Raw genomic sequence first — 21,965 nt, forward strand, 5'->3', positions numbered from 1 at the left:
ACATGGCCTTTTCGCGATTTTTCAAGTTCATGTCGCACGATATGGCGATCGATCTCGGCACGGCGAATACGGTCGTCTACCTGCGCGGTCGTGGGATCGTGCTTAACGAGCCATCTGTCGTGGCGGTCGAGACGATCAACGGAATCAAGAAAGTGAAGGCCGTTGGCGACGACGCCAAGATGATGATGGGCAAGACGCCCGGCAACATCGAGGCGATCCGCCCGTTGCGCGATGGCGTGATCGCCGACATCGACGTCGCCGAACAGATGATAAAGCACTTCATCCACAAGGTGCACGGCGGCAAACAGCGGCCATGGCGCTTCCCCGAGATCGTGATCTGCGTTCCCTCTGGCTCAACCAAGGTGGAACGACGCGCGATCAGAGACGCCGCGTCTAACGCTGGTGCCAGCCAGGTGTGGCTGATCGAGGAGCCGATGGCCGCCGCGATCGGCGCCGACATGCCGGTGACCGAGCCGATCGGCAGCATGGTGGTCGATATCGGGGGCGGCACCACCGAGGTGGCCGTGCTCTCGCTGCGCGGCCTTGCCTATACCACCAGCGTGCGCGTCGGCGGCGACAAGATGGACGAGGCAATCGTCAGCTATGTCCGCCGCAACCACAATCTGCTGATCGGCGAAGCGACAGCCGAGCGGATAAAGCAGGAAGTCGGGATCGCCAAGCCGCCGTCCGACGGCATCGGACTGACGATCCACATCAAGGGCCGCGACCTGGTGAACGGCGTGCCGAAGGAAATCCAGATCAACCAAGGGCAGATCGCCGAGGCGTTATCAGAGCCGGTCGCCACGATCGTCGAGGGCGTGCGCGTCGCGCTCGAAAATACCGCGCCGGAACTGGCCGCCGACATCGTCGATCAGGGCATCGTGCTTACCGGTGGCGGCGCATTGCTTCAGGGGCTGGACGAGGTGCTGCGCGACGAGACGGGCCTCCCTGTCACCGTCGCTGAGGATCCGCTAACCTGCGTGGCGCTCGGCACCGGGCGGGCGCTTGAAGATCCGATGTATCGCGGCGTGCTGACAAACGGTTGAACAGAGGCGGTTTTCTCAAGAGGAATAGGTGATGGCGCCGACGCGGGATCGGCGCCCGGGTTTCTCGCGTCGGGCGCAATATTCTCTTTTCCTCACCTACATTCTGGCGATCGCGGGCGCGATGGTCGGCGCGGTGCTGCTCGCCCTTTCCGCGATCGATCCCACCGCATTCGCGTCACTGCGCGCGACGGTGCGCGAAGTGACGACGCCGGTATCGTCCGGCGTCTCCGCCGTGTTCGGTACGATCGCGGACGTACCGCAAACGATCGGCACCTATTTCCGCGTCCATGGCGAAAATGAGGAACTGCGCGCCGAGGTGAAGCGCAGCCGCGCGGCGTTGATACAGGCGCAGATCATCGTGCATGACAATCGCCGGCTGCGCGGTCTTCTCAAGTTGCGCGACGGTGCATTCAACCCAATCATAACCGCACGCATCGTCAGTTCCACCGCATCGAGCACGCGGCGCTTCGGGGTGCTCAACGCCGGTAGCTGGCAGGGCGTTCGCGACGGGCAACCGGTGCGCGGGCCGGACGGACTACTTGGTCGTGTCACGGAAACCGGGCCGAACACCGCCCGCGTGCTATTGCTCACCGATCCCAGCAGCATTGTGCCGGTCCGCCGCATCGGGGACGGACTGCCCGCCCTCGCCGCCGGACGCGGCGACGGAATGGTCGATATCCGCTCTGTCGAAACCGCCGACGCGAAACTGCGCCCGGGCGATCGCTTCGTCACGTCAGGCACCGGCGGCATATACACGCCGGGCGTGCTCGTTGCCCGTGTGGTGCGCCCGGGCAGCGATACTGCGCCCGCCCAACCGTTTGCCCGCCCCGACACGTTCGATTTCGCGCTCGTGAGCGAGGTATTCGTCCCGCCGCCCCCGCCGCCGCGTCCGCTATCCGCCAAGGGTAGGAAATGAGCCAGGCTCCGCGCAAACCGTTCGTTTCGGCGTTGCCGGCGGCCCGTGCACGCGCGATTCCATGGATGACGGTGATGACGGGCTCGCTCGTGACCGTGGCGCCGTTCGGGGCGACACTGGGGCTCTTGCCGCCTTGCGGGCTATTGATGATGCTGGCGTGGCGCCTGCTCGCTCCGCTCGCGCTGCGCCGCTGGTCCCCGCCGCTGCTGGGCCTCTTCGACGATCTGTCGAGTGGCCAGCCGCTCGGCAGCGCGATGATATTATGGACGCTCGCCTTCTTTCTGATCGACCTCTTTGACCAGCGCACGATGTTTCGCGCATTCTTTCAGGACTGGCTGATCGCCGCCGCCGCGATCGCCTTTTGCCTCGCCGGCGGCAGGATCGTCGCGTCGCCGCTTAGCGCGCACGTCGATGAGGTGCTAGTGATACAGATCGTCGTGTCGATTCTGCTCTTCCCCCTTGCTGCGCGCATCGTCGCCTGGATCGATCGAAAGCGGGCGATCGAATGAGCCGCGCGCCCCGGATCGCAACCGAGGCGCAGCAGGGCTACACCTTCTCGCGCCGCGCCTGGCTGCTCGGCTCCGCGCAGATCGGGGTCGGCGCGCTGCTCGCAGGCCGCATGGGCTGGCTGGCGATCGCCGAGAACGAGCGCTACAGTTCGCTGTCGGAAAGCAACCGCGTCAACAACACGATGATTCCCCCGCGCCGCGGCTGGATCGTCGATCGCGGCGGCCATCCGATCGCCGACAATCGCACCGATTTCCGCATCGACATAATCCCCGACCGTGTCGAGGATCTCGATCGCACGCTGGCACTGCTCCAGAAATTGCTTGATCTCACGCCCGAGGATCTTCTGCGCGTACGCGCGGACCTGAAGCGCGCGGCCGGATTCCAGCCCGTGCAGGTTATCGACGGCATTTCATGGGAGCGCTTCGCCGCGGTTCAGGTCCGCCAGCCCGAACTTCCGGGCGTTTCGCCTACCCGTGGTTTCGCGCGCAACTATCCGGCTGGCGCGGCCGTTGCGCATCTTACGGGCTATGTCGGCACGGCGACGGCCGAACAGTTCAAGGCGACGAAGGAACAGCTCCTCGTCACCCCTGGCTTCAAGCTTGGCAAGGACGGGCTCGAAAAGACACTGGAGAAAGAACTTCGCGGCACGCCCGGCGCAAAGCGGGTTGAGGTGACGGCGCGCGGCAAGCTCGTCGCTGAGCTGGCCACGCGACCTGATATCCCCGGCAAGACGCAGAAGCTGACGATCGACGCAGGGCTGCAGGAATATGCGGCACGCCGCCTCGGCACCAATTCAGGTTCGGCGGTGGTGTTCGATTGCATCACTGGCGAGATGCTCGCGATGGTATCGGTGCCAGCCTATGATCCCAACAGCTTTTCCGCCGGCATCAGCCATCTTGAATGGGAAATGCTGAGCGCCAACGATCACGTGCCCCTGATGAACAAGGTGACGCAGGGCCTGTATCCACCCGGCTCGACCGTCAAGCCAATGAATGGTCTGGCGCTGTTGGAGGCGGGCGTGGGCGCGGATGAGCGCATATCATGTTCCGGCTCGCTGCGCGTGGGGACCGGCGTGTTCCACTGCCACAAGCGCGGTGGCCACGGCCCGCTCGATCTGCGCGGCGCGATCGCGCAAAGCTGTGACATCTATTTCTACGAGATGGTGCGTCGGCTCGGCTACGATCATGTCGCGCCGATCGCCCGGATGGTCGGCCTGGGGCAGAAATATGATCTGCCCCTTGCCACGCAGCGTTACGGCACCGTCCCGGATAGCGCGTGGAAGCGCCGCAAGTACAAAAGCGACTGGACGGTCGCGGACTCGCTAAACGCCTCGATCGGCCAGGGCTATGTGCTGGCGAACCCGCTTCAGCTTGCGGTGATGGCCGCGCGAATCGCCTCTGGGCGGATGCTGCGGCCGAGCCTGCTGATGAGCCACGTGCATCGTGAGGCCGCGGCGCTTCCGGTAAACCCCGACCACCTGCGCATTGTCCGCGAGGGGATGTGGAAAGTTGTCAACGGCGGGGGCACCGGGGGCGCGTCGCGCATGTATGTCCCAGGCGTGGAGCTTGCCGCCAAGACCGGCACTGCGCAGGTTCGCCGTATCACCATGGCAGAACGAAGCTCGGGCGTGCTCAAGAATGCGAGCCTGCCGTTCAAGCTTCGCGACCACGCCCTGTTCGTCTGCTTTGCGCCTGCCGACAATCCGCGTTATGCCGCTGCGATCGTGCTCGAACACGGCGGCCATACCGTGCGCAATCTCGATACGCCTATGATGGGGCGCGATATCATGACCTATCTCTTCGATCGCGATCGAGCGTTGAAATCGCTGGCCGAGATCGAGCCGACTTGGGGCGGCGACATACGGACCCGCATGGCCGCGGAGGCTGCAGCCTATCGCAGCGCAACCAGCGCGGCGGCGAATGAGGAGGGTTTGGCGACCGAGACGGACGCCCCCGCTCCTACCGACGCGCCCGCCGTTGAAGCGGCGACAAGAGCAAGCAACGCCAATGCCGACGCAATCCCGGGTGACATCGCCAATACAGGTGGCGTCGCCGGAACGACCGGGTCTCCCGATCCGGGAACGCCGGATTGATGGCGCGCGCGTCGATCATTCCCGCCCCGCTCACGCGGCTCCCTTGGCGCATTCTGCTGACCGTCACGGCGATCGGGTGTTTCGGACTTGTCGTCCTGTTCTCCGCCGCCGGCGGCAGTATCCGGCCCTGGGCGCTCCCGCAGGGCGTGCGGTTCTTCGTTTTTCTTGCCGCTGCGATTGGCGTGAGCGGAGTGCGTGAGGATGTATGGCGTCGTGCCGCGATCCCGGCCTATGTCATATTGGTAGTGCTGCTGTTCGCGGTCGAATTGCTTGGCGCGGTGCGCGGCGGCAGCCAGCGGTGGCTGGATCTCGGCTTTATCCGGCTCCAACCGTCAGAGTTGATGAAACCGGGCATCGTGCTTGCCTGCGCACGCTTTTACGAGATGCTCCCGCCTTCGGAGACACGGCGGTTCGGCGCGATCTGGCCGCCGTGCGTTCTGATCGGCGTGCCTGCCGCGCTTGTGATGTTGCAGCCGGATCTTGGTACCGCGCTGATGATCTGTGCCGGTGGCATCACGGTGATGTTCCTCGCCGGAATCCCGTTGCGGCTGTTCGTCGGCGGCGCGCTGGCACTTGCGATCGCCGCCCCGCTCGCCTTTCATTTCGTGCTGCACGATTATCAGCGCAATCGTGTGCTGATCTTCCTTGACCCGGAGAGCGATCCGCTTCGAACCGGCTATCACATCACCCAGTCCAAAATCGCGATCGGCTCTGGCGGAATCCTCGGCAAGGGTTTCCTCAACGGCACACAGAGCCACCTTGACTATCTGCCGGAGGGGCAGACCGATTTCGTCTTCGCCACCATGGCGGAGGAATGGGGTCTCGCCGGCGGGCTGTTCATCATAGCCGCCTATCTATGGGTGATCCGATGGGGCGTGAATGTCGGGGTGCGGGCGAAATCGCGCTTCGCCAAGCTCACCGCAGCCGGACTTTCGACGACGATCTTTTTCTATGTCGCGATCAATCTGATGATGGTGATGGGCCTTGCGCCGGTTGTCGGAATCCCGCTGCCGCTGGTCAGCTTCGGTGGTTCGGCGCAGATGACCGTTTTGCTGTGCCTGGGCATCCTTATGTCGATTGATCGCGAAAGCCGAAGAAAAACGGGCTGGTAGACAAAAAGGTGTTTGCAAACCGGAATGCGCCTGCTAACCGCGCGCTTCCGATCGCGAGGGCGACCACGAAGTCGCCTCATACGCCGGAATGGACGCATAGCTCAGTTGGTAGAGCAGCTGACTCTTAATCAGCGGGTCCTTGGTTCGAGCCCAAGTGCGTCCACCATTTTCTTCCAGTTAAATCAACGTGTTGAAGCGCTCAACGCACCACATAGAGCCGGGGCTTCGCCGGCCTTGTGGGTGATTTTGTGTCATCGGCTCCCACCGATTTCTGCGGCTTTGCGCGTGTCTCCACAATGGGCCGAACAATCAGCGGGTCGGCATAAGGCTGAAGGTGCTTCACCGACATGTGGGCATAACGCCGCACCATCGCTTCGCTCTTCCAGTCGCCCAGCTCCTGAAGCACCCAGGTGGGTAAGTCATTCTGCCGGAGCCAACTCGCCCAGGTATGCCGCAAATCGTGCCAACGAAAATTGGTGATGCCGCTTTCCGTCAGCGCCTTGCGCCACGCCCGCGTGCTCGCATTACGAAGCGGATTGCCTCGAAAGGTGAACACATGAGATTCATGTTTTCCCCGCGTCTGCGGACGCCTGACCACGGATGTCGACTTGTAAGAGATTTTGCTGTTCTCGGAATCAAGCGGGTGAGCCAGACCGACCGGAAAAAGAGCGCCTAAACGTCAGCTATCGGGATCGCGACAAAGGGGCTGAACGTCTGATGTTAGGGCGCCTTGCTGCCGCAGCAGCACGAGCGGATCAAGCAATCAATACGGTGGCGATGTATCTTGACGCTGGCGGCGCGCAGCGGCCCTCCACCACGCGAGGTCGTCTACCAATGCCTGTGAAACGGAACGAAACTATGTTTCCCGATGCGAGCGGGTCTGAGCTGTGGACCAGCGTTACATCGTGATGCGCATCACGTCGCGCAACATCTGCCGCATGTTGCGCACGATGATCGCGTTATTCTCTTGAAAGCGCAGGCGGGCCAGCGTTGCCGCCGGCACGATCAGTCCGGCGGGTAGCACCACAATATCGCCTGCCGCGCGCATCGCCTCGACCCGGCGGCGCACCGTAACGAACGGCGCATCGATCTCGCGCGCCAACTGACGTAGCGGGATCGGACGGCGCAGATGGTCGGGCGGCGGCACATCATGATCGGCATAGCGTCGGGCAAAGCCGGCGTCGGCCATCAGGTCGCGGATGTTTGCGGTGATGATGCCGCCGATAATTGCGCTATTCAGGATATCGCCGTGCATCTGCCGCGCCGTTTCCAGCGACCGCAGCATGAAGTCGAGCGCAAGTCGCGCCGCGATTGCGGTCGGCAACCGCTCAACCTTCGCCACCGTCAGACGGGCAGGCAGCGGATAGCCCGCCAGCACCAACAGGCCTACCATCTCTGCCAGCGCGTCATGATCGCCCCGCTGCGCCACCTGCATTGCCGGCCGGCCCAGCACCGCCGCTGGCACGATCAGGCCACCGGCCGCGTGCTCCACCAGCCCGTCGGCCACCAGCGCCGCCACACGCCCGCGGGCGGTCTGATACGGCATGCCGAAAGTAGCCGCGACCGACAACCGGCTTACCCCACGACGGTCGGCATCGGGCGCATCCAGACCGGCGACGGTCCCGTCGTCCCGGCGATAGGGCAGATGCGCGAGATTGCCGCCCAGCACCGACCAGACCAGCGCCGTTCCTACCCGGTCGCTGCTACAGGCGATCGCCCAGCGCCGTCCTTGGCTCGCCAGCATCGCCACGGCCGGACGGATTGCAATCCTGATGCCCGACAACGGCACGAATCAAGCCGGATCAAGTCCCGTCATCATCGTACCGTAATAGGACAGGTGCGCGATGGACAGCCGGTGTGATCCATTTCCGTCACCTAAATCGCCCGCGCCGGCCACGATTCCGGTATCTGCCCGTCATCGGCAAGGGATCGCGGGGCGACACCGGGCCACAGGGATTTCAAGGGGACACGCATGACCATTCGATCCACGCTTCTCGCCGCTGGCGCGCTCGTCGGTGCCACCCTCGCCGTCACACCGGCAGAAGCAGCAGTGACGCTCTATTCCTTCACCGACACGCTGAGCAACGGTTGGAACGTGAGTGGCTCGTTCACCGTCGACGATACGGTGAGATACGCGGTCAACGACGTCGCCGTGACGATCGATGGCACGGCGATGCACGGGGCCACGATCTATAACTATGGCCCCACCCGTGGTGCCAGCACATTCGACGTCGGTTTTAGCTTCAGCAACGCGCCAACAAGCGTCGAGGATCTCGTGAACGTCCCCGGTTCCAGCCTGCTGCTTCGGATCGACGGGACCCGAACGACAAGCGACGGACATACGAACCTGAGCGGCCTGCGTTCGGGGGCGCTGCGCACGGCTGTGTATTACGACGGTGGTTTTTCACGCTTCTCATCGGCGAGCACCACCAGTGGCAAGGTCACCGCACGCCCCTTCGTCGCCGCAGTGCCGGAACCGGCGACCTGGGCGATGATGATCGCCGGGTTCGGCCTGACTGGCGCGGCGTTGCGCCGTCGCCGGCGGACGCGTGTCGTCTTCGCCTGATCGGCTCTGTCAGACGAGTGGGTCTGGTGGGCGCGGCTCGGACCGGTGTTGTCGGCGCGATGTGGTTCGATGCGCCCCGGTGGTGCTGTCAATCTAATCCGAAACCGTCTCTGGTGGATGGTATCCCATTTTTGAGGGCCGCCACTTAAATCGCGAGCAAACCCCACTCGGAGTTATTGAGGCTGCGCAGTTAGATTGTGTCGCCGCCGCCGGGTCGCGGGCGCGCCGATCACCTCGGCACGCGCCTTTACCACTAAAAAATTTGATACGGCTAATATTCCGCCGATGATTATTCTGGATTGGTATCGCTGAGCCCAAACTGGAGCAATGTCGATCAAGAACCCATATTATCAAGGCGTCGTCACCGACCATTTCGACGGGGTGCGCTTCCACAATCCCGGTGAGCCGGATACCGATCGCGGGCTGGCCGACATTCTCCGCTGGAGGCGAGAGGCACCTCGCACGGCGTGGCCCTCGTTCGTTGCCGTCGAGCAGGCGAAACCTGCCCAACGTGTTGACGGGTTGCGCATCACCATGGTCGGGCACGCCACGCTTCTGGTGCAGGTCGCCGGGCTTAACCTTCTGACCGATCCGGTCTGGTCGGACCGAGCAAGCCCCTTGTCCTTCGCCGGGCCGAAACGGGTCGCCGCGCCGGGCGTTGCCTTCGCCGACCTGCCGCCCATCGATGCGGTGCTGCTGTCGCACAACCACTATGACCATCTCGATGTCGCGACACTGAAACGACTGCAAGCCGATCATCGGCCGCTGATCATCACCCCGCTCGGCAACGATACCATCATCCGCAAGCACGTCCGGGGCGCGCGGGTCGAGGCGGGTGATTGGGGTGACGTCATCGCTGTCGCGGCTGGCGCGAGAACGCACGTCGTGCCCGCCGTCCACTGGTCGTCACGCGGCGTCCGTGATCGCAGGATGACGCTGTGGGGCGGATTCATGCTCGAAGCTGCAGGTCGGCTGATCTATTTCGCCGGCGACACTGGATACGGAACCGGTGCCATCTTCCGTGCGATGCGCGAACGCTACGGATCGCCGGACGTGGCCCTGCTGCCGATTGGCGCATACGATCCGCGCTGGTTCATGTCAGCGCAGCACGTCGATCCGGCCGAGGCGATCCGGATCATGCAGGATCTGGAAGCCGGCGCCGCGGTGGCGATGCACTGGGGCGTGTTCAAGCTCACCGACGAACTGCGGGAGGATCCGGTGGAGCAACTTGCGAAGGGTCTCGCCGCGCGAGGAATTGCTCCGAAGCGATTTATCGCCTTGAAGCCAGGAGAAACTGCCGACTTCTAAGCTCGCCGCCAACGATCAATGAGCCGTAGGCGAGCGTTGAAGATGTCGGAGGTCTGCACCAAAGATGCGCGCATCTAGCGACTTATGACCTGCGCCCTTGAGCCGCCCTGCATTCAGGCAGGCGGCGAACGACAGTAACAGGGTTTAGCGCCCGGCCTGGTTGCGGAAATCGCAACGGCGATAGCCGGATGAAGAATACGATCCGGGTTGCGGCCATACTTCGATGTCGCTAGCTGTTGCACATGAGTAATACAGTGAGTGTGGTGAGACGGCTAGGTCGCAGCGGTTTGGCCGCGCTGGTGGCTTGCGCCTCCATGGCGGACGCCAAAACGAACAACGCGCTGCCCGATATGACCGTCATCCTTCGCGAACAGCATGTGGAGAGTGCGTCGATCGCCCTGATCCGCAACGGACGGATCGTCTGGACCGGGGCATGGGGCATCGCGGGGCCAAACCGCGCGGCGACCGTCTCGACGCCCTACAATCTCGCCTCACTGACGAAGCCGCTCACGGCCGAAGTCATCCTGCGACTGGTATCGGCCGGCAAGCTGTCGCTCGACGAGCCGATGGATCGCTACTGGAGCGACCCCGATCTGTCGCGCGATCCCCGGCGGATGAAGCTCACAGTCCGCATGGCGCTGAGCCATCGCAGCGGGTTGCCGAACTGGCGCGACGTGAAAGGACTGGCCTTCGATCATGATCCCGGCACGGCCACCGGCTATTCGGGCGAGGGATATCAATATGCAGCGCGCTACGCCGAGCGTCGCACCGGGCAGCCGTTCGAGGCGCTGGCCGCGCGCTGGCTATTCGCCCCGGCCCACATGCGCGCTTCGGGCTATGTGTCGGCGCAAGGCAGGACGACGCCGATCGCCACGCCATATGACGCAGCGGGCAAGCCGCTGCGGGTCGATCGAGTGACGCGATACAATGCTGCCGATCTGGCTCACGCGACGGCGCGCGACTATGCGCGATTCCTTATCGAGGCGCGCAATGACCGGGCCCTGGTCGCGTCGGTCGCGGCGGAGCGCAGCAAATTACAGGCCGACCTGAAGGCGAACATATGCACCGGAACGAAAGCAACGACTTGTCCACCCTGGACAGGTTTCGGCCTGGGTTGGCAGCTCCTCGGCTTTCCCGCGGGGACGACGATGCTTCACACCGGCAAGGATGCCGGGGCCTTCACATTTGCTGCGATCGATCGTCCGAGCGGTGATGGGATCGTCATCCTGACCAACAGCGACAACGGGTGGCGGATCATCCTGCCGGTCCTTGAACGCACCGGAAGCGATCCGAGGCTGATCGCGTTCCTTCGCGGTCAGATGGACTGACAGACGGGGCCATAATTATGGTGACCGCCATCGCCATTGCCGTGCGACAAGGGGCTCCGGCTCCCATGCCTCAAGTCTGTTCAAGGAGATGCCCGTGGCTGACCGCATTCTCGTGTTATATGGTTCTTACCGCTCCGATCGTCAGGGCATACGTTTGGCGGAGTGGCTGGTCGGTGCCTTGCGCAAGCGCGGCGCCGATGCCGAACTGATCGACGCCAAGGCGGTCGACCTGCCGATGCTGGACCGCATGTACAAGGAGCATGAGGCGGGCGAAGCGCCGCCGAGGCTGGAGGAGCTTGCCTTGAAGATACGCAGCGCCGACGCCTTCGTCTTCGTAACCGGCGAATACAATTGGGGAATCCAGCCAGGCCTCAAGAACCTGACCGACCATTTTCTCGAGGAATGGTTTTGGCGGCCGGCCGCGATTGTCAGCTATTCGGCAGGTCGCTTCGCCGGCGCACGATCGGCCTTGCAGTGGCACGGATCATTGTCGGAGATGGGAATGGTCGTCGTATCCAGCACGATCGCTGTCGGCGGCATCGGCCATGCCTTCGATCACGCCGGCGAGCCATCCGGCGAGGGAGGTACGGCGCTGGTCCGCGCCTTTTCACGCTTCGCCGACGATCTTGCGTGGTGGACCGAAGCGGCGCGCAACCAGCGGGCGCTTCGCGACCCGCCATACTGATGGCCGAAGCTCAGTTGCAGACGTGATCCCACACTTTCGAAATGGCCGCTACGCCGGCGTCACCGCTTGCCAACCACTCAGATTTGCATGAAGCTCCAGCAAATACTGAAGGGGGCTGAATTGCGGATCCGTCATGCATTGGCCGTCGCCAGCCTGCTTATCCCGTCCGTTGCGTTCGCGCGTCCGCAGTTCGACATTATCGATATGCATTTCCACGCTGATCTTCCCGACGCGGAAGGGCCAGCGGGCGGCAAGGTTTGCGCTCCATACAGCACCTGGGCGCCACGCGACCCCGCAAAGCCGATTGATGAATATCTCGATTGGTTCACGATCAATCCAACCTGTCCGAACATCCTAACGGCACCGACTGGCGCTGCTGATCTGCGCGATCGCGATCTGGCCGTTTTGAAGCGCTACAACATGCTCGCTCTGGCTGGCGGGGCTTCAGACACGGTCGAAGATTTTCGCGCCCACGCGCCAGACCGCATTCTTCCGGCGGCGGGGTTCGGCAGCGATGGCAATTTCCCCAGTATCGCCTCGCTCCGGGAACTTCATAAGGAAGGCAAGCTAAGGGCGCTCAGCGAGATCACCACCCAATATGCGGGTATCGCCCCGGATGACCCCCGGCTCGAACCCTATTTCGCGCTGGCCGAGGAACTCGACATTCCAGTCGGCATTCATCTCGGTCCCGGTCCTCCAGGCACGACGTATTTTGCGACGCCTGGTTACCGCGTGAGCGTCGGCGATCCGATGCGCTTGGAGAGCGTGCTTATCCGTCATCCCCGACTGCGCGTTTATGCGATGCATGCGGGCTGGCCGCTGGGCGACGCGATGATCGCGATGATGTACGCACACCCACAGCTATATGTTGACGTGGCAATAATAGACTACGCTCATACCGAAAAATCGTTCTATTCCTATCTCAAGCGCCTGATCGACGCGGGCATGGAAGAGCGAATCATGTTTGGCTCAGACAACATGGTCTGGCCCGATGCGATCGCAGTGGCGATTGAACGGATCAAGCGCGCGCCGTTTCTTAGTAAGCGCCAGAAACGGCTTATTTTACATGATAATGCGGCCCGATTCCTGCGAATCGAAAATTAAGCCCCAACTGATAGTTCGAATATCGCCGAACTAGCGGCGGTGAAGCCCAGTGCTGCCTTCCGGGATACTGCTCATTCGAGCGATTTCTACCAGCGACAGGGGCGCGGGCGATATTTTTTGTCGATAGATCGCACTAAGTAGCTTCGACTTATTTTCGGGAAATAGTCACCAGGTTCGCGGCACGGCAAATCTGCTGTCATCGAGCGGCAAAAGCGTCTAACTTAAATCGAAGCTTTGGGGGAAGCTGATGCCATACCGACATGCGCACTGGTGGATAATAGCGCTCTTTCCGCTGATCGCCGTGGCATTTTGGCCCGGCTACCTGGGACAGCTTCGCAGCGCGCCGTTCGCGCTCCATGCACATGGCATTACCTCCGCGATATGGTTGGCGCTTCTGTCGGTGCAGTCGTGGTCAGTGCACCGCAGTAAACTGGCTTGGCACCGCACCGCCGGTCTCGCTACGTTTGTCGTCCTGCCATTGTTTGCCGCAGCCGGGCCTTTGGCGCTTCAAGGCATGGCAATGCTTTGGCGTTTGCAAGCTGATCCTTTTCATGCCGAATTCGGGGCTCGTCTCGTGGCCGCCGACATGATCGCGGGTCCGTCCGTGGTCGCCATGGTCGTCTACGCTTTTCTGAGCCGGCGCAGGGTCATGGCGCATTCGTCAGCGATGCTCGCCACGGCGCTACTGGTTCTTCCACCGATCACTGGTCGACTACTGCCCGCTATACCGGGATTTCCGCGTGATGGCTGGGCGGGGTTGGGCGGGTTCAGGCTCTCGTTTCATCTTGCTGAGGGCTTCACGCTGGTTCTCGCGGTTTTGCTCGCAACCCGGATGATGGATGCGCGCATCGGATTTGGATTGGCCGCCGCGGCAACAGCCGCTCAGATGATTGGTTTCGAGGTCGTGCCGAATATCTCGTGGTGGAATGGTTGGGTTATCGTCCTGACCGACCTGCCAGCGGGGTGGATGGCGCTCGCAGCGGGGTGCATTTCCGTTTCGCTTCTTGCGTGGGCGTGGAAAAAGGTTCCGCCTCGCAAAACGCTGCGAGATCCGGCAGCGTCGCATCATGGCGGTCCCGCGCCGGTTTCGATCTAAATCGAGGCGTGGCGGATTATCGAAAGGCCGGGGGCGCGAAGACATCGCATGATGGCCTATCCTCCGGGGGCCAATGCCCCGCCTGCCCCGATTGAGCGTTGCGGCCTAAGAGTTGTCGTAGTCGATCAATATCAACGACACATTGTCGCTGCCGTCACGCCCCAACGCATTGGCGAGCAGCCGATCTGCCAGCTGGTCGAGGGCATCGCGATCGGCGTCCCCGGTGGCCAGCGAGCGTGACAGACCATCCGAACACAGCAGCAACCGATCGCCGGGCAGCAGGTGGACACTCGTCGTCTGAAGGCGCGGATCATCCTCGACACCGAGCGCGCGCGTTACGACATGCGATTGGGGATGGCGCTCGACGCGATCCGGCGTCAGCAGCCCGGCATCGACCAGTTCCTGCACGACGCTGTGATCGTGGGTCAGCAGATCAAGGGCACCGTCCCGCAAGCGATAGGCGCGGCTGTCCCCGGCCCAGGCGATATGGCCTGTGCTACCGTCGATCATCGCAGCTACCACTGTCGTACCGGCGGCGGCGGCGAACCGCTCGTTGCGCGCACGAATGTCGCCATTCGCTTGGCCGAGCGCCACGAGCATGTCGGCAAAGCGGACGACACGCTCATCCGAGGTCAGGATGCGGAGCCGATCAATCACCGCTTGCGCGGCAAGATCGCCGCCGGCGTGCCCGCCCATACCGTCGGCGACCGCCCAGACGCGGCGCTCGGGGCAGTCGAACACGCGATCCTCGTTGATGACGCGCACAAGCCCGACATGGGTGCGCGCAACCGAATGGACCGTCGCGAGGTTCGAAGCAGTGGCGAAGCGGCCGAACGACATCATGGTCATCGCACGCCACTCGCACCGGCCCGCGCTTCGGCCGCGTCATATGCGGCAACGAAGGCGCGGTCGAGCGATCCCCCCTCGCCATCGGCCAGTTGCTTCGCCAGGTCAGCGTGGCGGGCAGCGACCTCCTCGGCCTGCAATGAGACGCGGCTTTTGAGCAGCGACACCCGCGGCTCGACCGCGGCATCGAGCGACTTTGGATCGAAGCTGCCGATCGCGGCGCGGAGACTCCCGTGCAGCCCCGCGAAGGTCGCGATCAAGTGGCGTTTGATGTCACGGAACGAAGCCTGCAACGCCGCCGGCCCTGACAGGAAGCTGCCCGATCCGGCGAGAAGAAGATCGATCGCAAGTCGCTGCGTCGGCGCCCATTTGAACGGGTTGTTGTTCGCCCCGCCAATCGTCGTGCGTGACAATTTGTATTGCCCGCGAGCCCGATCGCGCTCGGCCATCAGATCGCCTATTCCAAGCACCATCTGGCGATAGACGGCCCCGGCGCGACGCATGATTTCGGTTGGATCCTCGCTCGAAAGCAACGACGCATCCAGCCCGGCTCCCTCGCAGAACGCCTCCAGCAGCGAGCCTGTGCCGCTCGGCAGGATAACGCACGCGTCGCTCCAATCGTCAGGCACCGCGGTCGAATTCCCGAGCGGTGGCGTCATAACCATCGTGCGCGCAGCGTCGACCGGCTCGTCGCCGTGCGGCGCGCGGCTTGCCTTCAGGCGAAACCGGCCGAACCGCAGCGTCGATGGAATTGGCATCGCCACTTCGACCGCGTCGGGGAAGCGCGTGCCCGTCGCGTCATCGAACACACCGTTGGCGCCCAGCGCACGCAACGTCAGCGCGCCGTCAGCGACCGTTAACTCGCAATGCGCGCGTGACAGTTCACAATCGGGGTCGGCGATCGACCAGTCCGCGGCGCTGTCGCGACCGATCCGCATCAGGCCGTCGCGGATCAGGCGCGCGTCAATCGGCTGGACCTCGTTCGCCGTATCGAAGAGTTGGAGCATGAACACAGGCTTCACTCCGGTCAGGCGGCCAAGCGCGACGAGATCACCGTCGCTCGAACCTGTGCGTCCTTGTCGTCGGTCTGACCGTTGGCAAGCAGTGGTTCGACCGCCGCCGCCGCGCGATTGAACGAATCGAATGCGGCGCCGAGCTCGTCAGACCGATGATGCGAGATTCGCATTGCGAACCCGGCCTCGGGCGCCGCATCAAGCGCCTTGCGCAACCGCGCGAGCGGCCGCGCGACCATTGCGCCGCTGAGATAGCCGATCAGCAGCACGACGAGCATCACCACCGCTGACAGAATGACCAGCGAGGTCAGCGTGCTTGAAAGCGCCGCGTCAAGCGAGGCGCGCTTCACGACCAGATCGACCCGCCCGAAATCGGCACCGGCGTATCGGATCGGTTGCAGGAAGCGGATACCCGCGCCGCGGCCGCGATCGGCGGCAGACGCCACCTGCGTGCCATCGACAGGTTCCATCAGCGGCTCACCGACCGGCTGTGCATAGCGCTTGCCGATCAGGCTGGCATCTCCGGCAGCGCGGACAATCCCGCCCATGTCGACGACGACAAGATCACGGATCGCCGGGTCCTTGCTGGCTGATACCGCGAACGCCTGGAGCGCCGACCAATCCTGCTGGTTGGTGGGCAGGCCGGCATTCTCCGCCGCCAAGACCGCCGCATTGTTCGTGACGAACGTCGCCGTCGATTTGCCCGCCACTATCGCCAGATGTTCGAGTGTCTGGCGCTCGCGGCCAAGTGTCGTGGTCACGCAGATAGCGAGTGCCGCCGCAGTAACGGTGGCGAGCGCCAGGGGAAGCTTCATCCGCAGGGGCAATCCCCGCTTACCCGCCGGCGCCTCGCTGTGCGCGGCGATTTCTCGCGCCAGCGCGGCGGCGAGCGCATCGCCGTCGGCAAAGCGCTGCTCCGCTTTCTTGGCGAGCAGCTTGTCGATGATGAAGCGCAGCCCCGGCGGGCAATCACCCACGCTGCGATCGATCGGCTCCACCTTTTCCTGGGCAATCTGGATCGCAAGGGTTGCGAGCGCCGTACCGGGGAAGGCGACCTTGCCGGTGATCATTTCGTAGAGCACCACGCCGAGCGAAAACAGGTCTGATCGCTGATCGACTGGCAGGCCGAGCGCCTGTTCGGGGCTCATGTAACGCGGTGTGCCGACCAGCTGGCCAACCTGCGTCTGCGCAAGCTTGCGGTCCGCAGCGGCAGCGTCGGCCTCGCCAACCCGCGCAACGCCGAAGTCGAGAAGTTTGGCGGTTTTGCCGTCCGCCGACAGCAAGATGTTTGATGGTTTGATATCACGATGCACGACGCCGCAGCGATGCGCATACGCAACCGCGGTGGCGAGCTGCGCGCCGATCGCCAGCACCCGTTCGTAAGGCATGCGGCCCTGCTGTTGCAGCGCCACGTCGAGCGGCTGTCCGTCGATCAGTTCCATTGCGATATAGGCGGCACCCTGCGCTTCACCGACGTCGTAGATCGTCGCGATATTGGCGTGGCTGAGCGCTCCCGCCGCGCGCGCCTCTCGCAGGAAGCGGGCGGCGATTTCGGGATCGCAGGCGAATTCGGGCTTGAGCACCTTGATGGCGACCGTCCGGTCAATATCAGGATCATGCGCGCGATAGACGTCAGCCATCGCGCCTTCGCCCAGGCGGCCGTCGATGCGGTAGCGGCCAAGCATGCCCTGCGCCATCATCACTTCCGTGCCCGCACGGTCGCCGCAATCCGCTCGGCGCGGGTCAGGTCGCGGGCGATCAGCGGATTGGCGGGGTCGAGCTGCTTCGCGCGGCGCAACAGGCCGACTGCACGATCGACACGGCCCTGGTTGAGCGCGGCAAGGCCTGCCGTTCGCAACTGACGCGCTGCGGTCGGGTTGGTGCCCGCGCCTGCCGCTGGCGCGGCTGGCTTGGGCACGGCGACCTTTGACCTGGGCGTCGCGACAGCAGTGGCTGGCCTAGCAGGCTCAGGCTCCACATGGCGCAAAGGTTCGGGCCGCGGCTGTTCGCCGGGAATGCGAAGCACCTGCCCCGGCGACAGGGTCACCGGCGCCTTGAGGGCGTTATACCTAACCAGCTGATACGCCTTGAGCCGGTTACCAAGGAAACGCTGCGCGAGCTCTTCCATAGTGTCGCCGGCGCGGGCGGTGTAGAGATAGCTCTGCGGGCCTAGCAGCTTTTTGGGATCGTCCTTGATCGATCCGGCAAGCATGGCCGCCGCCGGGTTCATCGGGTCACGTTTCAGGATGGACTTTAGCTTGCCGGCCGCCGCGCTCTCCTTGCCCTGCATCAGCAAATCGAACGCTACCTCGGTATCGATCGCGGGGCTGACCGCGCTCTTCGGCGGCGGCGGCGCGGACTTCACGCCGCCCGATCCACCGCACCCGGCCAGTAGCAGCGCGCTCAATCCCGCTGCTATTATCTCGATACGCATACTCATGCCCTCAACTTCTCTTCGATCTGGTTCGGCGTCACGCCGAGCCGCAGCATCTCGGTCAGCCGCGCGCTGTCGCGGACGAAGGCAACGAACGCCTCGCTTCGCATCGGTCGCGCGAAATAATAGCCTTGAAAGTGCTGGCAGCCGTGGCGGCGCAGCCACTCATATTCTTCGCGCCGCTCGACACCCTCGGCGAGAACGCGGATGCCAAGCCCTCGGCCAAGTGCGATGATCGACTGGCAGATTGCCTGGCTATCCGTGCGCGTATCGACACCGGTGACAAACTCGCGGTCGATCTTGATCTTGTCGAACGCCAGCGTGCGTAATGAACTGAACCCCGAATAGCCGGTGCCGAAATCGTCTACGGCCAGCTTCACGCCTATCGCGCGCAACCCCTTGAAGATTTGGCGGCAGTGCTCTGCATCGCTGGTCGCGACGCTTTCGGTGAGCTCGATCTCGAGCGCGCTCGGGCCGAGCTCATGACGCTCCAGCGTGCGCTGCACCAGGATTGGCAGATCGTCGCGCTCCAGCTGCAGACCCGATACGTTGACCGCGACCCGAACATGTTCGAGCCCATGCGTCGCCCATCGCTGCGCCTCACGCGCTGCGGCGTTCAGCGCCCACATGCCGATTTCGCTGGCCATCCCCATCGCCTCGACGATCGGGATGAAGCGTGCCGGGGGGACCGCACCACGTTCGACATGGTTCCAGCGGATCAGCGCCTCGGCCCCGCACACGCGACCCGCGCCAGCATCGATCAGTGGCTGGAATTCGAGCCGCAGTTCGCGCCGCGATATCGCCTGCCGCAAATCCTGCTCGAGCGCGTAGCGATCGCGCGCGAGGTCCGCATAGTCGACGGCGGGCTGGTCCGGCTTTGGTATCGCCCCTGCCGGCAAAGCGAACAAAGCAAGAGTTCGCGCGATCAACGCGCCGGGTTCGATCTCATCGGCCTCATCGAAGCGCGCCTGACGAATGCCAATCTGGGGAATGATCGTAGTGCCGTTGTCTTCGATCGCCTCGCCCAGCGCGTAGCCGATCGCTTCTAGTTCAGCTTGCGCGGTCGCTACGGCGACCGCGCCGCCGAACCACAGCCCGACGTGGCCACGATCGATCTGCGCGATAAACCGGTCAGGCGGCAGCATGCTACGTAGCCGCGCCGCCGAGGCAGCGAATATGCGCTCGCCAAGCGCAGGATCGAACGCCGTGAGACGATCGAAATCGGTGAATGCGATCACGCCGAGCATGCCGGTGCGGTCGGAGTTCATCTGCGCGAGCAAGGCCTCGCGCACCGGCAGGCCACTGATCGGGTGCGCGGCCGCCATTCGGTGATTGAGCGCCGCCATCTTCCGCTCGATCGCTGCGAGGCCGTCTTCCAAACTGTCCGAAGACGACGCGTCGCCGCGTACAGCGTCGATGCGTTGCGCCGCGTTGTCGACTTTGCGCAGCAGTCGCCACGCCCAGGCGAGCAAGCCGATTGCTGTCACCGCGAACAGGACGGCGGCGCTGATACTGATTGTCGAGGCCGCTAAAACCGCGGCCGCCACCATCGCGGACGGCAATGCCATGCGAATTGCGACGGAGGGTTTAGTCGAACGGTCCACCCATTCGACCTAAGCGCAAAAAGATACGATACTCTTAATTGAAACTTGATGTAAATCAGTCTCTTGCCGGATTGTGTGGGCTCCGAAAGACGTCTGCCGCGCCGAACCGAGTTGTATGTGTCAATTGCTCATGACGCCCGCTTTTGAAAATGCATTTGAGCTGGCCAGCGATCGCACCGGCGGGCGCCGCAGCCCCCTTTCTGTCTCCAACATTATGTGACGAGGCAGACGAGCTTGCCCGAGCAACTGATCCTCGATTGCGGATATTGTGGCGCCTTCGCGGTCGGATTCATCCACCCTTGGAACTAATGCACCAGTGCGCGGTTGGCGGCTGACATCGCGGGGCAACACGTCCGGCGGAATAGCTCTGCGGGATGTCCATGACGGCAAGTATGTCCACCTTCTCGCTTGGGTATTGTTCCACGAGCCTCTCTTCGTTTGATGGCGAATCCGCGATCATTCCGGCACTCTCGAAATCCTCGGTGGCTCCCGTAAATGCCTCGCCACGCACAGTCGCCCGGCAAGCGATCAAAACCTCAGCGGAGATCGACCATGTTCAACGGTAGCGTAGCGATCGTAACCGGCGGCGAATCGGGTATCGGTGCGGCATGCGCCAAAGCACTGGGCAATGCTGGCGCGCACGTAGTAATCACCTACTTTCGTGACGCGGCGGCAGCGCAGCAGATATGCGCATCGATCGGCGATGCCAGCCGCGCCATGGCTGTCCAGACGGACGTCGGCGACGAAGCGGCTGTTACCGCTCTTTTCGCAACTACCGAAAAAGCGTTCGGCACGGCCACCCTCCTGGTCAACTCCGCCGGTTTGAACATGAGCGGCGTTCTCCTCGCCGACATGGAACTTGCTCAGTTTGACCGTGTGATGCGTTCGGACTTGTATGGTCCATTCCTCACCTGCCGCGCTTTTGTCCGCGGCTTGGAAGCAGCGAACTTGAAGGGGCGGATCGTCAACATTTCGTCGATCCACGAACGTGCTCCCCGACCCGGGGGCGTCGATTATGACTCGGCGAAGGGCGGCCTTTCGCAACTCACGGCGACGCTCGCGCTCGAACTCGCGCCGAAGGGTATCGCGGTCAACGGCGTCGCGCCTGGCATGATCCTCACGCCGATGAATCAGTCGGCGCTCAGCCATCCAGCGGAATTAAGGGCAAAAGAAGCGGCGATCCCGTGGGGACGCGCCGGACAGCCCGATGAGGTCGCGTCGCTCGTTTCATATCTCTTGTCGCCGGCGGCTGACTATATCACCGGCACCACGGTGACGATCGACGGCGCATTGTCACTCACCGTAGCGCAAGGCGCCTAGAGCCGATGCCCACCAAGATCGATTTCGACGTCGAGCAAATCGATGCAGCCACAGTCGCCGGCCCACCCGCCGTCTCTCAGCGCGATCTGATGAGTCCCTATGTCTGGCAAAGGCCCGACGGCAAGTTCGCGATGCTCGTGCGCGCTGTCCCGCGCGCGGACTATGATCATGGTGCCGCCGGTGACACGGGCACGATTTGGCATGCGCTGTCCGATGATGGCCTTAGTTTTGCCGTGGAAGGTGGAGCGGTGCTGAGCCCGGGGCCGGGCCCGGATGACATCGGCGGCTGTGAAGATCCCACTCCCGTGGTGATGCCCGACGGCAGCCTTGTGGTATATTACACCGGGGTCGATGGAACGCGGGCGCATGCCCAACTGCTCTACGCAACCGGGGACTCGCTCTCGACGCTGTCAAAACAAGGCGTCGCCATGCTGAACTCCGGCAGCGAGGGCAATATCAAGGAGGCGACGGTCGATCGCACGAAAGCGGGCAAATGGCGTCTGTTCTTCGAATACGCGCATGCCGAAGCCTCGCTTGTCGGCCTGGCTATCGGTCAAACCGTGTCGGGGCCCTGGGACAACCAGGCTCAACCGTTCGCGCCGCGCACTGATAGCTGGGATAGCTGGCATCTGTCGACTGGTCCGCTGCTGACGGCGGACAAAGACACCCCCGTGATGTTCTACAACGGCGCCACGCGCGACGCACATTGGCGAATCGGGTGGATCGCTTTCGACGCGGAATACGAAAACGTGGTCGATCGCTGCATCGAGCCACTGATAACGCCACCGCCGACATCGCAGCAGAATGCCAAGGACATCGCATTTGCAGCCTCCGTCGTGGTCGTCGATGGTGCGATCTGGCTCTATTATTCGTTAGAGGACTCCAAATTGTATCGGGCGATCATCCGCCGGTCTTGAGCTTCTGCGCCTGGCGGACAAGGATCGTCCGAGGGGCGCCGCGACACAAACGTGAACGGCGGGAACAA

The 21,965-nt window shown here is 63.4% G+C and carries 20 protein-coding genes and 1 tRNA gene; 14 read left to right on the forward strand and 7 right to left on the reverse strand.

Going from position 1 to position 21,965, the window contains the following annotated elements; translation table 11 throughout:
• Positions 1–2 precede the first annotated feature (2 nt).
• The 6 genes from FFS35_RS00120 to FFS35_RS00145 all read left to right on the forward strand — a co-directional run bounded on the left by FFS35_RS00120 (position 3) and on the right by FFS35_RS00145 (position 5,842).
• Positions 3–1,046 carry a rod shape-determining protein gene (locus tag FFS35_RS00120; RefSeq protein WP_137785095.1) on the forward strand — a complete coding sequence of 348 codons (1,044 nt, stop codon included), beginning with the start codon at positions 3–5 and terminating at the stop codon, positions 1,044–1,046.
• 31 nt (positions 1,047–1,077) lie between these two features.
• Positions 1,078–1,962, forward strand: coding sequence for a rod shape-determining protein MreC (gene mreC, locus FFS35_RS00125; RefSeq protein WP_137785096.1), 885 nt, complete (start codon positions 1,078–1,080; stop codon positions 1,960–1,962).
• A 74-nt stretch (positions 1,963–2,036) separates the two neighbouring features.
• Positions 2,037–2,471: a rod shape-determining protein MreD gene (locus tag FFS35_RS00130; RefSeq protein ID WP_249341347.1), complete on the forward strand. Its 435-nt coding sequence runs from the start codon at positions 2,037–2,039 to the stop codon at positions 2,469–2,471.
• Positions 2,468–4,564 (forward strand): penicillin-binding protein 2, encoded by a 2,097-nt coding sequence (gene mrdA, locus FFS35_RS00135; RefSeq protein ID WP_137785098.1) that lies wholly within the window; start codon positions 2,468–2,470, stop codon positions 4,562–4,564. The genes FFS35_RS00130 and mrdA overlap by 4 nt, the downstream gene beginning before the upstream one ends.
• Complete coding sequence (gene rodA, locus FFS35_RS00140) at positions 4,564–5,676, forward strand: rod shape-determining protein RodA (RefSeq protein ID WP_137785099.1); 1,113 nt, start codon at positions 4,564–4,566, stop codon at positions 5,674–5,676. The genes mrdA and rodA overlap by 1 nt, the downstream gene beginning before the upstream one ends.
• A gap of 90 nt (positions 5,677–5,766) precedes the next feature.
• Positions 5,767–5,842 (forward strand) — tRNA-Lys (locus FFS35_RS00145).
• A 33-nt stretch (positions 5,843–5,875) separates the two neighbouring features.
• On the opposite strand, the gene FFS35_RS00150 is transcribed toward FFS35_RS00145, so the two are convergent.
• Both FFS35_RS00150 and FFS35_RS00155 read right to left on the reverse strand, forming a co-directional pair.
• Positions 5,876–6,274 (reverse strand): tyrosine-type recombinase/integrase, encoded by a 399-nt coding sequence (locus FFS35_RS00150; protein ID WP_212742147.1) that lies wholly within the window; start codon positions 6,272–6,274, stop codon positions 5,876–5,878.
• Positions 6,275–6,574: 300 nt separating this feature from the next.
• Positions 6,575–7,465: a hypothetical protein gene (locus tag FFS35_RS00155; protein WP_137785101.1), complete on the reverse strand. Its 891-nt coding sequence runs from the start codon at positions 7,463–7,465 to the stop codon at positions 6,575–6,577.
• 183 nt (positions 7,466–7,648) lie between these two features.
• Between FFS35_RS00155 and FFS35_RS20220 the strand changes: the two genes are divergently transcribed.
• The 6 genes from FFS35_RS20220 (at position 7,649) to FFS35_RS00185 (ending at position 13,763) form a co-directional block, all read left to right on the forward strand.
• Entirely contained in the window at positions 7,649–8,242 is a 594-nt protein-coding gene (locus tag FFS35_RS20220) for a PEPxxWA-CTERM sorting domain-containing protein (RefSeq protein WP_249341349.1), read from the forward strand.
• 327 nt (positions 8,243–8,569) lie between these two features.
• Positions 8,570–9,550, forward strand: a complete 981-nt coding sequence (locus tag FFS35_RS00165; protein ID WP_212742148.1) for an MBL fold metallo-hydrolase — start codon at positions 8,570–8,572, stop codon at positions 9,548–9,550.
• Between the two features lie 314 nt (positions 9,551–9,864).
• Positions 9,865–10,878 carry a serine hydrolase domain-containing protein gene (locus tag FFS35_RS00170; RefSeq protein WP_249341350.1) on the forward strand — a complete coding sequence of 338 codons (1,014 nt, stop codon included), beginning with the start codon at positions 9,865–9,867 and terminating at the stop codon, positions 10,876–10,878.
• A gap of 94 nt (positions 10,879–10,972) precedes the next feature.
• Positions 10,973–11,563, forward strand: coding sequence for an NAD(P)H-dependent oxidoreductase (locus FFS35_RS00175; protein ID WP_137785102.1), 591 nt, complete (start codon positions 10,973–10,975; stop codon positions 11,561–11,563).
• Positions 11,564–11,650: 87 nt separating this feature from the next.
• A complete protein-coding gene (locus FFS35_RS00180; protein ID WP_137785103.1) occupies positions 11,651–12,667 on the forward strand; it encodes an amidohydrolase family protein in 1,017 nt (338 codons plus the stop codon).
• Between the two features lie 385 nt (positions 12,668–13,052).
• The gene (locus FFS35_RS00185) at positions 13,053–13,763 is read left to right on the forward strand and encodes a hypothetical protein (protein ID WP_137785104.1); all 711 of its coding nucleotides are present in this window, start codon (positions 13,053–13,055) and stop codon (positions 13,761–13,763) included.
• Between the two features lie 105 nt (positions 13,764–13,868).
• On the opposite strand, the gene FFS35_RS00190 is transcribed toward FFS35_RS00185, so the two are convergent.
• The 5 genes from FFS35_RS00190 to FFS35_RS00210 are packed head-to-tail and all read right to left on the reverse strand — an operon-like array spanning position 13,869 to position 19,624.
• The gene (locus FFS35_RS00190; protein WP_249341351.1) at positions 13,869–14,612 is read right to left on the reverse strand and encodes a protein phosphatase 2C domain-containing protein; all 744 of its coding nucleotides are present in this window, start codon (positions 14,610–14,612) and stop codon (positions 13,869–13,871) included.
• The gene (locus tag FFS35_RS00195; RefSeq protein ID WP_249341353.1) at positions 14,609–15,616 is read right to left on the reverse strand and encodes a type VI secretion system-associated FHA domain protein; all 1,008 of its coding nucleotides are present in this window, start codon (positions 15,614–15,616) and stop codon (positions 14,609–14,611) included. Before FFS35_RS00195 ends, FFS35_RS00190 begins: the two co-directional genes overlap by 4 nt.
• Before the next feature lie 20 nt (positions 15,617–15,636).
• A complete protein-coding gene (locus FFS35_RS00200; RefSeq protein ID WP_249341355.1) occupies positions 15,637–17,319 on the reverse strand; it encodes a serine/threonine-protein kinase in 1,683 nt (560 codons plus the stop codon).
• A gap of 2 nt (positions 17,320–17,321) precedes the next feature.
• Positions 17,322–18,062: a LysM peptidoglycan-binding domain-containing protein gene (locus FFS35_RS00205; RefSeq protein WP_137785106.1), complete on the reverse strand. Its 741-nt coding sequence runs from the start codon at positions 18,060–18,062 to the stop codon at positions 17,322–17,324.
• Entirely contained in the window at positions 18,059–19,624 is a 1,566-nt protein-coding gene (locus FFS35_RS00210; protein WP_137785107.1) for an EAL domain-containing protein, read from the reverse strand. Before FFS35_RS00210 ends, FFS35_RS00205 begins: the two co-directional genes overlap by 4 nt.
• Positions 19,625–20,212: 588 nt before the next feature.
• Between FFS35_RS00210 and FFS35_RS00215 the strand changes: the two genes are divergently transcribed.
• On the forward strand, positions 20,213–20,980 hold the full coding sequence (locus tag FFS35_RS00215; protein ID WP_137785108.1) for an SDR family oxidoreductase: 768 nt from the start codon (positions 20,213–20,215) through the stop codon (positions 20,978–20,980).
• A 5-nt stretch (positions 20,981–20,985) separates the two neighbouring features.
• Positions 20,986–21,897, forward strand: a complete 912-nt coding sequence (locus FFS35_RS00220; RefSeq protein ID WP_137785109.1) for a glycosidase — start codon at positions 20,986–20,988, stop codon at positions 21,895–21,897.
• Positions 21,898–21,965: the final 68 nt, after the last annotated feature.

The organism is Sphingomonas sp. 3P27F8 (assembly GCF_005502745.1).
In the GTDB taxonomy this organism is placed as follows: Bacteria; Pseudomonadota; Alphaproteobacteria; order Sphingomonadales; family Sphingomonadaceae; genus Sphingomonas.